The sequence below is a fragment of the Belnapia sp. F-4-1 genome (genome assembly GCF_000802185.1).
Lineage (GTDB): Bacteria > Pseudomonadota > Alphaproteobacteria > Acetobacterales > Acetobacteraceae > Belnapia.
Genome location: NZ_KN676113.1, coordinates 3,534,165 through 3,548,252 on the forward strand (window position 1 = coordinate 3,534,165; position 14,088 = coordinate 3,548,252).

The window sequence follows — 14,088 nt, forward strand, 5'->3', positions numbered from 1 at the left end:
GCAGTATCGGGCCGAATGTGGCAAGGAGGAAAGTCATGGCACGGGTCGCGGTCATCGGGGCAGGAACGATGGGGCATGCGCTGGCGCTGGTCTTCGCGCTCGGCGGGCATCAGGTGCGCCTCACCGACAGCAACGAGGCGACGCTCGCGCGCGCGCAAGGGCTTATGGAGAAGGCCCTCGCCACGCTGGTCGAAGGCGGCGAAGCGCCGGCGGACTGGACCTCCGCGCATCTGGCCCAGCACGTCACCCGCCATGCCGATCTCGCGGCCGCCGTGGACGGCGCCGAGCTGATCGTCGAGGCAATCATCGAGACGCCGGAGGCGAAGCGCACCCTCTTCGCCCAGCTCGATGCGCTGGCCCCGGCCGAAGCAGTGATCGCCAGCAACACCAGCCATCTCGACGTCTTCCCACTGATTCCGGAGGCGCGGCAGGCGCGGGCGCTGATCGCCCATTGGTACACGCCGCCCTATCTGGTCGACCTCGTCGATGTCATCCCCGGCCCACGATGCGAGCCCGCCGTTGCCGAGGGCGTGATGGGGATGCTGCGCGCCATGGGCAAGCAGCCCTTGGGCCTGAAGAAATTCGTTCCCGGCTATGTCGCCAACCGCATCCAGGCGGCGATCGGGCTCGAGGTGCAGCACCTGCTCGACGAGGGCGTGGCGACGGCGCCCGAGATCGACGCCGCCATCATCCATGGCCTCGCCCTGCGCCTGCCGGTGCTCGGCGTCTTCGCCAAGGCGGATTTCACGGGGCTCGCCCTCTCCCAGGCGATCCTTGCCAACAAGAGTTATGAGCCGCCACCGGTGCGCGGGCGGAGCGACACCCTCGACCGCTTGGTGGCGGAGGGCCGCACCGGCGTCCTCGCCGGCGCCGGCTATTACAGCTGGCCGGGCGACCCGGCGACACTGTTCGAGGCGCGGGACCGCCGCCTCATCGCGTTGAAGCAGGCCATGCGGGAGATCGGCACGATGGCCGGGCTGGAGCGGAGCGAATGATCCGCTACGAGCTCGCCGGCAAGGCGGCGCTGGTCACCGGCGCCGCCTCCGGCATCGGCCTTGCGCTGGCGGCGCAGCTTGCCCGTAACGGCGCGAGGGTCGCGCTCAACCATCTGGCGGACGACCCACGCGGGCCGGAGCAGGTGGCGCATCTGCGCGAGCAGGGCTTCGACGTGATCGGGGCGCCCGGCAATGTCGGCGACGCGGCGGATGGCCCGCGCATGGTGGAGCAGGCGGTTGCCGATCTCGGCCGGCTCGACTTCCTGGCCAACAATGCCGGCACGCCGGGCAGCCGCACCAGCATCGCCAGCCACGAGCTGGACCGCATCACCGACGAGCTTTGGCAGACGCTGGTGCAGGTGAATCTGGTCGGCGTCTTCCGCTGCACCAAGGCGGCCGCGCCGGCGTTGCGGGCAGCGCGCGGCGCGGTCGTCAACACCGCCTCCATCGCCGGGCTGAACTCGCCCGGATCCTCCATGGCCTATGGCGCGACCAAGGCGGGCGTCATCAGCCTGACGAAGAACCTTGCCCGCGCCCTCGCGCCGGAGGTTCGGGTGAATGCGGTGGCGCCCGGCGCGGTGGACAGCGCCTGGATGATCGAATGGACCAATAAGCAACGCAGCGGCAGCATCGACAAGGCCCTGCTGAAGCGCCGCTGCTCGCCGGACGACCTCGCCGAGGTGATGCTCTTTCTCCTTGCCGGCGCCGCCATGGTGACGGGGCAGACGGTGGTGGTGGATGGCGGGCTGACGCTCGGCGGCTGAGGGGCGGACGAGGCGGGCGTCCGCCTCGCGCCTTTCAGGCGGCCAGCCGCGCCCGCGCCGCGGCCTTGACCATGTCCGCGCATTTCTCGCCGATCATGATGGCTGGGGCATTGGTGTTGCCGGACACCACCGCCGGCATGATCGAGGCGTCGGCAACGCGCAGCCCCTCGATTCCACGCACCCGCAGCTCGGGATCCACCACGCTCTGCGGGTCGCCGCCCATCCGGCAGGTGCCGCTCGGGTGGTAGATCGTATTGCCGGTCTGGCGGATGAAGGCGAGGATGTCCTCGTCCCTCGTGGCCGCAGCGCCGGGCACAATCTCCTCCTCGACCCATTGCCCGAGCGCCCGGGTCTGCGCCAGGCGCCGGCCGAGCTTGATGCCCTCGATCATGCAGCGCCGGTCGGTCTCGGCGGTGAGGTAATTGGCCTGGATGCGGGCCTTGGCCGCCGGGTCGGGGCTCGCCAGGGTGATGGTGCCGCGGCTTTCCGGGCGGAGCTGGCAGGCGCTGATGGTCATGCCGGGGAAGGGGTGCAGCTCCGTCATCGTCTTCGAGGTGCTGAAGGGCAGGAAATGGTACTGCACGTCCGGCGTCGCGCTGCCGGGCAGGACGCGGGCGAACAACCCGGCCGTGCCGGCGCTGACCGTCAGCGGCCCGGTGCGGCGAAGCGCGAATTCCGCGCCCATCAGGAACTGGCCCCAAAGGCTTTGCGTCCGCGTGTTCATGCTGACCGGCTTGTTGACGCGGTAGGCCAGCCTCGCCTGGAAATGATCCTGCAGGTTGGTCCCGACCGATGGCAGGTCGTGCACCACCGGAAGGCCCATCTCCTGCAGGTGTCCCGCCGGCCCGATGCCGGAGAGCAGCAGCAGGTGCGGCGAGGCGATGGCGCCGCCGCAGAGGATCACCTCCCGGGCCGCGCGGATGGTGAGGTCGGTGCCGTGGCGGCGGAACCGCACGCCCGCGGCGCGCTGGCCCTCCATCAGCAGGCCGGTGCTGTGGGCGTCGGCGACCACGGTGAGGTTCGGCCGGTTGCGGGCGGGCTTCAGATAGGCCGTCGCCGCGCTCACCCGCCAGCCCTTGCGCGAGGTGGTCTGGTAAAGGCCTGCGCCTTCCTGCGTCTCGCCGTTGAAATCGTCGTTGCGAGGGAAGCCGAGCTCCGCCGCCGCCTCGATGAAGGACATGGCCAGCGGGTTGCGGTCGCGGATGTCGCTGACGGCAAGGGGCCCGCCGACACCGTGCAAGGCGCTCGGTCCCCGCTCCTGGTCCTCGGCCCGGCGGAAATAGGGCAGCACATCCTCGAAGGACCAGCCGGTGCAGCCGAGCTGGCGCCAATGGTCGTAATCCTCGTGCTGGCCGCGGACATAAAGCAGGCCGTTGATGGCCGAGGAGCCGCCCAGCACCCGTCCGCGTGGCCACGGCACGCGGCGTCCCTCCAGCTCGGGCTCCGGCTCGGTAGCGAGGTTCCAGGACAGGGTTGGGTGGTACATGGTCTTGGCATAGCCGATCGGCACATGCAGCCAGGGGTTCCGGTCCCGCGCCCCGGCTTCCAGCAGCACGACCCGCACCGAGGGGTCCTCCGAAAGCCGGGCCGCCACCGCGCATCCGGCGGAGCCGGCACCCACCACCACGTAATCCGCGCTCACCGGCACGCTGTCGCTCATTCCGCTTCCTCCCGCATGGGGGCCAGTGAAGCCGTGTTGCACCCGCGCGCCAAGGGGCTTGCCGAGCGGAATCCGCGGCGGGAGACTATCGGCCATGTCCATGCTCAACGCCCTGGCCGAAGCCATCGGCCCAAGAAGCTGCCTGACCACCCCGGAGGAAATGGCCGCCTATGCGGTGGACTGGCGCGGCACCTCCCGCGCCATGCCGCTCGCCGTGCTGAAGCCTGGCACGGTGGCGGAGGTCTCGGCCGCGATGCGCCTCGCCAGCGAGGCCGGCATCCCGGTGGTGCCCGCCGGCGGCCGCACCGGCCTTGCCGGCGCCGCCGTGGCACGGCCCGGCGGCCCGCCCTCCCTCGTTCTCAGCCTCGAGCGGCTGAACCGAATCCGCGACGTCGATGCGCGCGACTTCTCCCTCGTTGCCGAGGCCGGCTGCGTCATCCAGCAGGTGCAGCAGGCTGCACTCGCCGTGGACCGGCTCTTCCCCATCGCCTGGGGCGCCCAGGGGACGGCGCAGGTCGGCGGCATGCTGGGCACGAATGCGGGCGGCATCCGCACCATCCGCTGGGGCAACGCGCGGGAGCTGGTGCTCGGCCTCGAAATCGTTCTCGCCGATGGTCGCGTGCTGAACGACCTCCGCCGCGTCCGCAAGGACAACAGCGGCTACGCGCTCCGCCACCTCTTCATCGGCGCCGAGGGCACGCTCGGCGTCATCACCGCCGCCGCGCTCCGCCTGGTACCGCCGATGCGCGCCGTCGAGACCGCCTTCCTCGCCGTCCCCTCGCCGGATGCGGCTCTCTCCCTGCTCGGCCGCATGCAGGGCGCGGGCGCCGAGCTGATCGCCTTCGAGCTGATGAACCGCCTCTGCCTCGAGATGGTCGCCCGCCACGGCCCGCAGCTCCGGCTGCCGCTGCCGCTGGAGAGCCCCTGGTACGTGATGGTGGAACTTGCCGCGCCACACCCGGCCGTGCCCGTCCGCGCCATGCTGGAGACGGCGCTGGAAGCCGCGCTGGAGTCCGGCGAATGCACCGACGCCGTCCCCGCCGAGAGCGAGGCCCAGCGCCTCGCCTTCTGGCGCATCCGCGAGGATTTCCCCGAATTCGGCCGAATGGACGGCCCTTCCATCCCGACCGACACCGCCGTGCCCGTCTCGGCCGTCCCCGAATTCCTGGCCCGCACCGAAGCGGCGCTGGCCGAGCGCTGGCCGGAAGGTCGGATGTTCGCCATCGGCCATGCCGGCGACGGCAACATCCATGTCAGCCTGAAGGCGCCGCCCGGCATGACCCATGCCGACTGGGTTGCCCGCGCCGCCGGCGCCGACATGCTGGTGAACGAGATCGCCACCTCGCTCGGCGGCAGCTTCAGCGCCGAGCACGGCATCGGCACCAGCAAGCTGCATGCGATGCAGGCGCTGAAGGACCCGCTGGCGCTGGAGCTGATGCGGCGGATCAAGGCGACGCTCGATCCGCAGGGCATCATGAACCCGGGGAAGGTGCTCCCCTCGAACTAGTCGCGGGCGAAGGCCGCCAGCATCCGCGCATGGCTGCGGGCGCCCTTGTGGAGGCAGCGCAGTTCGAACTTCTCGTTCGGGCTGTGCACCTGGTCGTCGTTCAGCCCGAAGCCGACCAGCAGGCTGTCGAGCCCGAGCAGCCGCCGCATGCTCTCGACCACGGGGATGGAGCCGCCACTGCCGATCAGCACCGCCGGCCGCCCATACTCCTCCGCCAATGCGCCACGCGCCGCGCCGACCCAGTGGCTGTCCGCCGGCACCTCGATTCCCGGCGTCGTGGTGAAGATCTGCACCTCCGCCTTCGCATCCGGCGGCAGCCGCTCGGCGACGAAGCGGTGGATGCCCTCCGCCACCTTCGCCGGGTCCTGCCCGGGCACGAGCCGGCAGGATAGCTTCGCATGCGCCTCGGAGGCGATGACGGTCTTGCTGCCGTCGCCGGTGTAACCGCCCCAGATGCCGTTCAGATCCGCGGTCGGCCGTGCCCAGAGCCGTTCCAGCGCGCTCCGCCCACGCTCGCCGGCCGGCGTCGCCAGCCCGATATCGCCGAGGAAGGCGCCTTCGTCGAAGCCGAGGCTGTCCCACTCCACCCGCTGCGCATTGGTGATCTCGGCGATGCCGTCATAGAAGCCGGGGATCTGCACCCGCCCGTTCTCGTCATGCAGCCCGCCCATGACGCGGGACAGCGCGTTGATCGGGTTGAACGCCGCCCCGCCATATATGCCGGAATGCAGGTCGCGCGACGCCGCCTTCAGGTCGATTTGCGCATAGACCATCCCGCGCAGCCGCGTGGTGATGGCCGGCGTGTCGATATCCCACATCCCCGTATCGCTGATGACCGCGACATCGGCCGCCAGCTCGCCCCTGTTGGCGGCGAGGAAGGCATCGAGGCTCGGCGAGCCCACCTCCTCCTCGCCCTCGATGAGCACGGAGACGCGGCAGGGCGGCCCGCCGGCGATCTCGTGCCAGGCCCTGAGCGCCTCCAGCCACATCGCCGTCTGGCCCTTGTCGTCCACCGCGCCGCGTGCGACGACGCGCCGTCCATGTGGCCCCTCGACCACCAGCGGCTCGAAGGGCGGCGAGGTCCAGAGCGCCAGCGGGTCGGCCGGCTGCACGTCGTAATGCCCGTAGAACAGCAGATGCGGCACCTCGCCGCCCGGCCCCGGATGATGCGCGACGACGACGGGGTGCCCCGCCGTCGGCCTGATCTGCGCATCGAACCCCATGCCGGCGAGCTGGTCGCGCACCCATTCGGCGGCGCGCAGGCAATCCCCCGCATGCGCCGGCTGCGCGCTGATGCTCGGGATGCGGAGCCATTCGATGAGCCGTGCCTCCGCCGCGGGGGCATCGGCATCGAGACGGGCGAGGATATCGGTGAGATTGGCCTTCATGCCCCCAGTCCAGCATGAGAGAACTCGCCCGGGAAGTGGCAGGCGACCCACCGCCCGGCCTCGGCCTCCGCGAGCGGCGGCATCGTTTCGCAGACCGGCTGCGCGATCGGGCATCGCCCGCGAAACGGGCAGCCCTGCGGCGGCGCCAGCGTGCTCGGCGGCTCGCCCTCCAGGACCACGCGCACCCGCCCCGGCGTCGGCACGGCCGAGATCAACACGCCGGTATAGGGATGCAGCGGCCGCGCGAAGAGCGCCTCCGCCGGCGCGCTCTCCATCACCCGGCCGAGATAGAGCACCACGACGCGGTCGCAGAGATGCCGCACCACCGCCAGGTCGTGCGCGATGAAGAGGTAGGTCAGCCCCATCCGCTGCTGCAGGTCGAGCATCAGGTTCAGGATCTGCGCCTGGATGTTGACGTCGAGCGCACTGATCGGCTCGTCGGCGACGATCATCTCCGGCTCCAGCGCCAGCGCCCGCGCGATGGATATGCGCTGCCGCTGCCCGCCGCTGAACTCGTGGGGAAAGCGCGAAACCCAGGCCGGATTGAGCCCCACCATTTCCAGCAGCCCGCCGACGCGCTCCCGCGCCTCCGCCCCGCGCCGCGCCAGCCCATGCGCGACCAGCGGCTCCGCCAACGTGTCGCCGATGGTCATGCGCGGATTGAGCGAGGCGTAAGGGTCCTGGAACACCATCTGCATCCGCCGCCGCAACGGACGGATCGCCGCCGGGCTGGCCTCGGCGATCTCCTGCCCATCGAAGACGATGCTGCCAGCGCTCGGCGCATGGATGCGGGTGACGAGGCGTGCGAGGGTCGACTTGCCGCAGCCGCTCTCTCCGACGATGCCGAGCGTCTCGCCGCGTCCCACGTCGAGGTCGATGCCGTTCACCGCATGCACCACGCGGCGCGGGGCGAAGAGGCTCTCGCGCGGCAGCGGGAAATGCTTCACCAGCCCACGCACGGAGAGCAGCGGCTCGATGGCCGGGGGAGGGGAGGCGCGCACCCCGCCGAGCCCCGAGCCGCCTGCCTTCGGCAACACCTGCCCAGCCTGCGTCACCCAGCACCGCGCCAGCCGTCCCGGCGCCACCTCGGCCAGCGGTGGGTGCTCCCGCTCGCAACGCTCGACCTTGAAGGGGCAGCGCGGCGCGAAGCGGCAGCCCTGCGGCAGGTTCAGCGCATCCGGCGGCGCCCCCTCGATGCTGACGAGACGCCGGTCTGCGCCCAGCGGCTGGTCGATCCGCGGCACCGCGTTCACCAGCGCCCAGGCGTAAGGATGGCGCGGATCGGCCAGCACCGCCTCGGTCGCCGCCTCCTCCACCACCTCGCCCGCATACATCACGACGACACGCTGGCAGACGCTGCCGATCACGCCGAGATCGTGGCTGATGAGCAGGATCGCCGTGCCGAACTCGGCATTGAGCTGCCGCAGCAGATCGAGGAGCTGCGCCTGGATCGTTACGTCGAGCGCCGTCGTTGGCTCATCGGCGATCAGCAGCGCCGGATCATTGGCGAAACCCATCGCCAGCATCACGCGCTGGCGCATCCCACCGGAGAATTCATGCGGGAAGCGCGACACGCTACGCTCCGGCGCCGTGATTCCCATCCGCCCAAGCAGCCCGACCGCGCGCCGCCTAGCTTCCGGCGCCGCGAAACGCCCATGCCCCACCATCGGCTCGGTGAGCTGGCGCAGGATGCGGATGACGGGATTAAGACCCGTCATCGGGTCCTGAAAGACCATCGCCATCCGGTCGCCACGCAGCGACCGCAACTCATCCGGCCGCATCGCCAGCAGGTCGCGCCCCTGGAAGCGGATGCTGCCGCCCACGATGCGCGCCGGCTCCTCCAGCAACCGCATCAGCGAGAGCGCCGTTACGCTCTTCCCGCTGCCGCTCTCGCCGACGATGCCTAGCGTCTCCCCCGCGCCGATGCGGAATGAGACACCATCGACGGCGTGCACAGGCCCTGCATCGGTGAGGAAGACGGTGCGGAGATCGTCCACTTCTAGGACAGGGTTGGTCACCGGCTTCGCGCCTTCGGATCGAGCCAATCCCTCACGCCATCGCCAAGGAAGTTGAACCCGAGCACGATGGAGAGGATGGCGAGCCCCGGGAAGGTCGCCACCCACCACTGCTCCACCAGCTCCCGCCCCTCGGCCACCATCGCCCCCCATTCCGCCGTCGGCGGCACCACGCCGAGGCCGAGGAAGGAGAGGCCGGCGAAGGTGATGATCGCATTGCCGATATCGAGCGTCACCAGCACCACCAGCGGACCGATGGCATTCGGCACGATATGACGCCCGAGGATGCGCGCTGGCTTCAGCCCGAGCACGACGGCGGCCTCGACATAATCCTGGCTCCGTTGCACCAGCGCGAGAGCACGGGCGAGGCGCGCAAATTTCGGCCACCACACCACCAGCATGGCGATGATGGTGTTGGTCGTCCCGATCCCGAGCGCCGCCGCAATGGCGAGCGCCAGGATGATCGGCGGAAAGCACAGCACGAGATCGGTGAGCCGCATCAGCGCCGCATCGACGAAGCCCCGTGCATAGGCCCCGACCATCCCGACCAGCGTGCCGAAGGCAGCCCCCAGCGCCACGACGGAAATCCCCGCCAGCAGCGAAATCCGAGCGCCGAAGAGCAGCCGCGAGAAGCAGTCCCGCCCCAACGCATCGGTCCCGAGCCAATGCAGCGCGGAGGGCGGCTTCAGCCGGTTCGTCACATCGACGAAATCGGGTGGATAGGGCGCCAGCCAGGGCGCGAAGACGGCCACCAGCACCCAGGCCAGCACGATCCCCGCCCCGATCCCCGCGAGCCCGTAGCGCCGCCACAGCCGCGCCCGCCGCGAGCGCGGGGCGGGGAGGGCGATGCTCGCGCTCACCGCCGCACCCGCGGATCGAGCATCGCGTAGGACAGATCGACGAGAAGGTTCACCAGCAGATAGGTCACCGAGACCACCAGCGTGATCCCCATGATCGCCGGAAAGTCGAGCGCCGCAGCGCTGCGGAAGGTGTAGCGTCCGAGCCCCGGCCAGGAAAACACCGTCTCCGTCATCACCGCCCCCGCCAGCAGATTGGCATAGGCGAGCCCGCCCAGCGTCACCACTGGGATCAGCGCATTCGGCAGCACATGGCGAAGGATCGTGTAGCGCTCCCGCATCCCTTTGGCGCGGGAGACGCGCACGTAATCCTGCCCCATCGCCTCCAGCATCGCCGCCCGCGTGGTGCGGGTGATGAGGCCGATGGTCGCCGCCGCCAGCACGATCGACGGCAGCACCAGATGCGCCGCCGCGTCATGGAACCCATCCCAGTCGCCCGCCAGCAGCGTGTCGATCAGAAACAGCCCAGTCACCTCATCGGGCGGGAAGGCGATTGGATCCAGCCTTCCCGGCCCCGGCGCGATCTGCAACCCGCCATAGAAGATCGCCAGCATGATGAAGGCGAGCCAGAAGGTCGGCGAGGAGACGCCGATCAGCGAGACCACCCGCGCCATCGCATCCACCCAGCTATCGCGCCACACCGCCGCCGCGATGCCGAGCGGGATGCCGATGCCGAGCGCGAGCACGAAGGCGATGCTGGCGAGCTCCACCGTCGCCGGCGCATATTGCGCGATATCCTCGAGCACTGGCCTTTGCGAGGCGATGGAAGTGCCAAGGTCGCCCTGCGCCAGCCCGCGCAGGAAGATCAGGTATTGCTCCCAGAGCGGCAGGTCGAGTCCCCATTTCGCTCGCCATTCCGCAACCGTCGCCGGGTTGCTCGCGGCAATGTCGCCGAGCTGCGCCAGCACCGGATCGCCCGGCACGGTATTGGCGATGAGGAAGACCACCAGCGTTGCCAGCACAGCCATGACGGCGGCGCCTGCCAGTCGCGTGACCACCGTCCGCAGCATCCGCCCCGCTTCTCCCTGGTGCCTTTGCCTGTAGTCTAGCCCTGAACGAAGGGGAGGGAAGCATGCAGGTCTATCTCACGCATACGGCCGACGCGCTGGAGAACTATTACGGCCCCCGCGCCCTCGCCGCGCTCCGGAAGGTGGCCGATGTCCGCCTCAACGAGGCCGGCCGCCACCTCGCCGGGCGCGAGCTGGCCGAGGCCGCCGCCGGCTGCCAGGCCATCGTCAGCTACCGCCAGTCGCCCGGTGAGGCCGCCACCTTCGAGCACGCGCCGGACCTCGTCGCCTTCCTCCGTTGCGCCGTCGATATCCGCAACGTCGATGTCGCTTCCGCCAGCGCCGCCGGCATCCTCGTGACGCAGGCGACGCCCGGCTTCATCCCCTCCGTCGCCGAGCTTGTCCTCGGCCAGATGGTCGACCTCGCCCGCGGCATCGGCGGCGCCGCCGCCAGCTACCATCGCGGCGAGGTGCCCTCGGCGCGGATGGGTGCGCAGCTCAGCGGCAGCACCCTCGGCATCATCGGCTACGGCGCCATCGCCCGCCACCTCGCCCCGATCGGCCTCGCCCTCGGCATGCGCGTGCTGGTGACGGACCCGCATGCCAAGGTTGAGGATGCCCGCATCGAGCAGGTCGCGCAGGACCGGCTGCTGGCCGAGAGCGACTTCGTGGTCTGCCTCGCCATCGCCAACGAGCAGACCGAGAACCTGCTGAACGCCGCCGCCTTCGCCCGGATGAAGCGCGGCGCCTTCTTCCTCAACCCCTCGCGCGGCAACCTGGTGGACGAGGCCGCCCTGCGCGCCGCCCTCGATGCCGGCCATCTCGCCGGCTGCGCCATGGATGTCGGCCGCGCCCCCGACCAGATGCCGACGCCCGGCCTCGCCGCGCATCCCAAGGTCATCGCCACGCCGCATGTCGGCGGCCTCACCCCGGCGGCGATCGAGCACCAGGCCTTCGACACGGTTCGGCAGGTGACGGCCCTCACCGAAGGCCGCCTGCCGGACCATGCCGTGAATGCCGACCGCGCGCATCGCCTCTCGCGTCTCGGCATCCGACCTTAAGCCGGCTTCGCCTGCCCGATCTCCAGCTGCCAGCCCGCCGCCGTCAGCGGGAATTCCTTCACCGCATTGCGCACCGCGATCTGGTAGACGGGCTGGAACAGGATGATGTGGTTGGCCTGATCGACCATCGCCCGCTGCCACTCCACCCAGAGTGCCGCGGCCTTCGCCTTGTCCGTCTCCTGGGCCGCGCGCTTGACGAGGTCCGTCATCTCCGGCGGCACGTTCCAGTGGACGCGCCTCGCCACCCGCTCCACCACGGCGGCGGCCCAGAGCTCGTTCTCCACCGCCGGCGGGTTCCAGAAGGTCAGCACCCCGCCCTGCGCCCGCCCGGTGGTGAAGCTGGTCCGCAGGTTGACCTGATCCATCGGCGCCAGCTTCGCGCGGATGCCGACGCGGCCGAGATCCGCCTGAATCTTCTGCGCAAGCAATTGGTACGAGACGCCCGCCACCGCCGCATTGCCATAGGCGATCTCGAACTCGAAGCCCTCGGCGAAGCCGCCCCGCTGCAGCAGCTGCTTCGCCTTGTCCAGATCCTGCTTGAAGCCGATCTCCCGCGCCACCGTCTCCGTGCTGCCGTTCACGCCGATGGGGAGGAAATGCGCCGGGCGCAGCGCCGCGCCGCCGAGCATGCTGTTGACGATACCGTCATAGTCGATGGCATGGCCGATCGCCTGCCGGCACGCCTTCTGCGCCAGCGCCCGGTTGAACTCGGCATTCTGCGTCACTGCCATATAGACGAAGTCGAGGCTCGGCAGCCGCTCCGCCCGCACCTGCGGCTCGTCCTTCAGCGTGGCGATCTGCTCGGGGATCAGGTTGAAGGCCGCCTGGATGTCGCCGCGGCGGATCGCCAGCAGTTGCGCCGCGCTGTCGCTGAAATGCCGGATCACCACCCGCTCATAGGCCGGCGCCCCGCGCCAGTGATGCGGGTTGCGCACGAGCTGGATCTGCTGGTTCCGTTCCCACCTGACGAGCCGGTAGGGCCCCGTCCCGGCGCTGTTCTGGTTCAGCCAGTCCGTCGCCTTGTCGGCCTCCTTGGCATCCGGCCCCATGCTGCCGCCATGCTGCATCACCAGCTTCTTCTCGGTGATGCCGAAGCTCGGCGCGCAGAGGATGTTCAGCAGCGGCGCGGCCGGGTCGTTCATGACGAGGTCGATGGTCTTCGCATCGACGATCTCGCAGCGGTCGATCGCCTTCACATATTGCTGCGTCTGCTCCTTCATCCGGATCAGCCGCTCGAAGGTGAACTGCACATCCTCCGCCGTCAGCGGCGCGCCGGAGGCGAATTTCACCCCCTCGCGCAGCGTGAAGCGCCAGCCCTTGCCATCCGGCGTCCGCGCCCAGGCAGTGGCCAGCGCCGGCTTCGGCTCGATGTAGTCGCCGGGCGTCAGCGTCACCAGCGGATCGTAGGTCGCGGCCAGCGTCATCGGCGCCGTGTATTGCGCCTGCTTCACCGGATCGAGGGTGATGGTGTCGCTGATATCGATGCCGATCACCAGCGTCGAGCCGCGCGCCTGCGCATAAGCCCGGCCTGCCGGCAGCAACGCCGAGCCGGCCGCCAGCCCCAGCAACTGCAGCACATCCCGGCGCGCGATCGGCCGCGCGGTCTCGTCGAGCCTCATCGGACACCCCTTCCAGGGCTGGCCGCGCGATTGGCCCGCGCTGGCCGATGCGGCACGATAGGAGCCGAACGAGGGGGAAGGGAAGCCATGCCAGGAATGATCGGCGTTGGGATGGTCGGCCTCGGCATGGCCGTCGCCCCGCACGCCCTCGCGCTCCGCGACCTCGAATCCGCCGGCCGCGCCCGCCTCCTCGGCGGCTTCAGCCCCTCCGCCGAACGCCGCGCCGGCTTCGCCGCCCGCTGGAACGCGCCGGTCTTCGATACCCTCGACGCCCTGCTCGCCGCGCCAGGCCTCGATCTCGTCCTGGTGCTGACGCCTCCCGCAGCCCATCTGCCGGTCGCCGAGGCCGCCGCCGCCGCCGGCAAGCACCTGCTGGTGGAGAAGCCGCTCGAATTCGACCTGGCCCGTGCCGAGGCGCTGGTGGCTATGGCTGACCGCGCCGGCGTCACCATCGGCGTGGTCTTCCAGCACCGCTTCCGCCCCGCCGCCCTCCGCCTGAAAGCGGCACTCGACCGCGGCCTGCTCGGCACCCCGCTCTCTGCCTCCGCCACCATCCGCTGGTGGCGCGACGCCGCCTATTTCGCCCAGCCGGGCCGGGGGATGAAGGCGCGCGACGGCGGCGGCGTTCTGCTCACCCAGGCGATTCATACCATCGACCTGCTGCTGCACCTGATGGGGCCAGTGGCCGAGGCGGCCGCCTTCGCCCGCACCAGCCCGCTGCGCGCCATCGACACCGAGGACATCGTCGCCGCCGCCCTCCGCTTCGCGGGCGGCGCCATCGGCACGCTGGATGCCACGACCGTCGCGCGCCCCGGCTTCCCGGAGCGGATCGAGATCGCCGGCACGCGCGGCAGCGCCATGCTGGTCGCCGAGCGGCTCGAGCTCCATGCCGAAGGCGCACCGCCCGAGATCATCGACCATGGCAGCGCCGGCGGCGGCGGCGCCGACCCCATGGCCTTCGACCACGGCCCCCATCGCGCCCTGCATGCCGAGATGCTGGACGCCATCGCCGCGGGCCGCGCCCCGTCCAACTCCGGCTTCAGCGCGCTGGCGGTGCAGCGGCTGATCGAGGCGCTGCTGCGCGGAGCAGGGCAGGGGCGCTTCGTCACGCTGTAAACGACGGACTACAACGCCCCGGGTTGCCCCCGCCCCGCGACAGGCCCACATTGCGGGCCGAGCCCGGCGGGGCCTGCCCCGCCCAAATAGCCAAGGAGA

At 70.5% G+C, this 14,088-nt stretch carries 11 protein-coding genes; 5 read left to right on the forward strand and 6 right to left on the reverse strand.

Annotation, left to right across the window (positions count from 1 at the left end):
* Positions 1–35 precede the first annotated feature (35 nt).
* Both LH62_RS16760 and LH62_RS16765 read left to right on the forward strand, forming a co-directional pair.
* Positions 36–995 (forward strand): 3-hydroxyacyl-CoA dehydrogenase family protein, encoded by a 960-nt coding sequence (locus LH62_RS16760; protein ID WP_043363164.1) that lies wholly within the window; start codon positions 36–38, stop codon positions 993–995.
* The gene (locus tag LH62_RS16765) at positions 992–1,759 is read left to right on the forward strand and encodes an SDR family NAD(P)-dependent oxidoreductase (RefSeq protein WP_043363167.1); all 768 of its coding nucleotides are present in this window, start codon (positions 992–994) and stop codon (positions 1,757–1,759) included. Before LH62_RS16760 ends, LH62_RS16765 begins: the two co-directional genes overlap by 4 nt.
* A gap of 34 nt (positions 1,760–1,793) precedes the next feature.
* On the opposite strand, the gene LH62_RS16770 is transcribed toward LH62_RS16765, so the two are convergent.
* Positions 1,794–3,419 carry a GMC family oxidoreductase gene (locus LH62_RS16770; RefSeq protein ID WP_043363171.1) on the reverse strand — a complete coding sequence of 542 codons (1,626 nt, stop codon included), beginning with the start codon at positions 3,417–3,419 and terminating at the stop codon, positions 1,794–1,796.
* 94 nt (positions 3,420–3,513) lie between these two features.
* Here LH62_RS16770 and LH62_RS16775 point away from each other — a divergent pair, with 94 nt between their 5' ends.
* Positions 3,514–4,926 carry an FAD-binding oxidoreductase gene (locus LH62_RS16775; protein WP_043363173.1) on the forward strand — a complete coding sequence of 471 codons (1,413 nt, stop codon included), beginning with the start codon at positions 3,514–3,516 and terminating at the stop codon, positions 4,924–4,926.
* Here LH62_RS16775 and LH62_RS16780 read toward each other — a convergent pair.
* The 4 genes from LH62_RS16780 to LH62_RS16795 are packed head-to-tail and all read right to left on the reverse strand — an operon-like array spanning position 4,923 to position 10,196.
* A complete protein-coding gene (locus tag LH62_RS16780) occupies positions 4,923–6,314 on the reverse strand; it encodes a dipeptidase (protein WP_043363175.1) in 1,392 nt (463 codons plus the stop codon). The genes LH62_RS16775 and LH62_RS16780 overlap by 4 nt on opposite strands.
* Positions 6,311–8,332 (reverse strand): ABC transporter ATP-binding protein, encoded by a 2,022-nt coding sequence (locus LH62_RS32045; protein WP_236552566.1) that lies wholly within the window; start codon positions 8,330–8,332, stop codon positions 6,311–6,313. The genes LH62_RS16780 and LH62_RS32045 overlap by 4 nt, the downstream gene beginning before the upstream one ends.
* A complete protein-coding gene (locus LH62_RS16790) occupies positions 8,329–9,189 on the reverse strand; it encodes an ABC transporter permease (protein ID WP_052214600.1) in 861 nt (286 codons plus the stop codon). The genes LH62_RS32045 and LH62_RS16790 overlap by 4 nt, the downstream gene beginning before the upstream one ends.
* Positions 9,186–10,196 (reverse strand): ABC transporter permease, encoded by a 1,011-nt coding sequence (locus LH62_RS16795; protein ID WP_043363179.1) that lies wholly within the window; start codon positions 10,194–10,196, stop codon positions 9,186–9,188. Before LH62_RS16795 ends, LH62_RS16790 begins: the two co-directional genes overlap by 4 nt.
* 62 nt (positions 10,197–10,258) lie before the next feature.
* On the opposite strand from LH62_RS16795, the gene LH62_RS16800 reads away from it, so the two are divergent.
* Positions 10,259–11,254, forward strand: a complete 996-nt coding sequence (locus LH62_RS16800; protein ID WP_043363181.1) for an NAD(P)-dependent oxidoreductase — start codon at positions 10,259–10,261, stop codon at positions 11,252–11,254.
* Here LH62_RS16800 and LH62_RS16805 read toward each other — a convergent pair.
* Positions 11,251–12,873: an ABC transporter substrate-binding protein gene (locus LH62_RS16805; RefSeq protein ID WP_043363182.1), complete on the reverse strand. Its 1,623-nt coding sequence runs from the start codon at positions 12,871–12,873 to the stop codon at positions 11,251–11,253. The two genes, LH62_RS16800 and LH62_RS16805, sit on opposite strands and share 4 nt — an antisense overlap.
* A gap of 87 nt (positions 12,874–12,960) precedes the next feature.
* Between LH62_RS16805 and LH62_RS16810 the strand changes: the two genes are divergently transcribed.
* Positions 12,961–13,989 carry a Gfo/Idh/MocA family protein gene (locus tag LH62_RS16810; RefSeq protein WP_043363184.1) on the forward strand — a complete coding sequence of 343 codons (1,029 nt, stop codon included), beginning with the start codon at positions 12,961–12,963 and terminating at the stop codon, positions 13,987–13,989.
* The last annotated feature ends 99 nt before the right edge of the window (positions 13,990–14,088 follow it).